The organism is Streptomyces sp., from assembly GCF_031178505.1.
Classification (GTDB): domain Bacteria; phylum Actinomycetota; class Actinomycetes; order Streptomycetales; family Streptomycetaceae; genus Streptomyces; species Streptomyces gulbargensis.
This window is the reverse complement of the sequence record NZ_JAPSIW010001058.1, coordinates 1-1,556: the sequence shown is the minus strand read 5'-3', so window position 1 is coordinate 1,556 and position 1,556 is coordinate 1. Positions and strand designations below refer to the sequence as shown.

Here is a 1,556-nt window from a genome sequence, read left to right as displayed (position 1 = left end):
GCAGGCCCCGCCGTGCGGCGGACTCCACGCGGGACCCGGGGGCCGCCCGCACCACCCGGCGGGACCGGCCCCCCGTGGCCGGCGGCCCGCCCCACGCCCGCTCACGCCGCGCCGTTCAGCGGTCGGCGGGGCTCCCCGCGCGCGCGGAGGCGCGACGGGACGCCCCGCCCCGGGGCCGGCGTCCGGGACGCGCTTCCGCCGCTGCCTTTCCCTGGAGATCGACGCGGCGCGCCGCGGCCTCCACGGCCGGCGGCAGGGTCCTTCGTTCGCGCAGGGCCGCCGGGAGCCTGGCCAGCACGCCGCGCAGCGCCTCCCTGGCGTCCGGGTCCCGGCGGGCGTCGAGGGCCAGGGCCCGGGCCTGGCGCAGGGCCACCGGGAGCGGCCGGCGCAGCAGGGCGGTGACGACGGCGTTGCGGCGCTGCACGGCCGGCCGGCCGGGGCGGACGCCGCCGACGGGGCTGTGGACGGCCACCACCTCGGGGCAGAAGCGGACGTCCCAGCCGCGGGCCAGGAGGTCGTAGGCGAAGAGGGTCTCCTCTCCGCCGAGGAAGAGGAGCGGGTGGTAGCCGCCCGCCTCCAGGTAGGCGGCGCGACGGGCGACGGCGGCGCAGGCGAGGAAGCCGAGCACGCGCGGTCCGGGCGGATCGCCGGGGGAACCGAGGGGTGAAGCGGCGAGCACCTCGTTGAGCGGGTCGTCCTCGCCGCCGTCCCCGACGCGTACCCGGGCGGCGACGAGGCCCAGGCCGGCGTGCCGGTCGAGGAGGTCGGCGGCACGGGCCAGGGAGCCCGGTTCCCAGCCGGAGTCGTCGTCGCAGAACGCCACGTAGGGGGTACGGGCGTACCGCACGCCGAGGGTGCGGCCGGGCGCGCCGAGATTGCGGCCGGGCGTCAGAACGGCCACGCCGGGGTGGCGGCCGGCGACGGCGGCCGGCGTGCCGTCGGTCGAGTCGTTGTCGACGACGACGACCTCCGGCCGCTCCGGAAGGGCCGCGAGGCGGTCCAGGGTGGCGAGCAGCTGGTCCCGGCGGTTGCGGGTGATCACCACGACGGTGACGCGGCGGTCGGGAGCCGGCGGCGCGGGGTCCCGGACGGGGCCGGGACCGGGCTCGGGCATCGGCACGGACATGACCCCTTCGCGTGTCGTCGCCGGTCCCCCGGCCGCCGGGTCTTCGCCCGCGCGGAGCCCGCCCGGCCGGGCGGCACCGGCCGCTTCCGTTCGCCACGGTAGGCGGCCGGAGGGGCTGCCGCACCCGGACAGGAGCCCGCGCCGGGGCCACCGCGCCCCCTCCCTCGTGTTCACATCACTGAATCTCTCCCACGTTCCTACGTATTGACGTGTTCACGATGCTCGCCCTAGCGTCGATGAAAGCGCTTTCTAGCCTCATTCTCGGCACCTCTCGTTCACTCATCTGAATTCTGGCCGACACGCCCCCCACACCCAGGAGCCCATCGATGCGCACCCGATCCGTCACCGCGAGCGTGAGCCTGCTGGCCGGCACGCTCGTGGCGCTGTCCGGCACCACGGCGCAGGCCGCGACCACCCGCTACGAGGCCGA

The 1,556-nt window shown here is 77.6% G+C and carries 1 protein-coding gene; it reads right to left on the bottom strand.

All coding sequences use genetic code 11. The features are described from left to right. Nucleotides 1-115 precede the first annotated feature (115 nt). Nucleotides 116-1,114, bottom strand: a complete 999-nt coding sequence (locus tag RIF68_RS36215; RefSeq protein ID WP_309055929.1) for a glycosyltransferase — start codon at nucleotides 1,112-1,114, stop codon at nucleotides 116-118. Between the last annotated feature and the right edge of the window lie 442 nt (nucleotides 1,115-1,556).

What these genes read in the sequence shown, in the direction of transcription:
- RIF68_RS36215 (WP_309055929.1), bottom strand. Translation starts at nt 1,114, where the DNA reads ATGCCCGAGCCCGGTCCCGGCCCCGTCCGGGACCCCGCGCCGCCGGCT.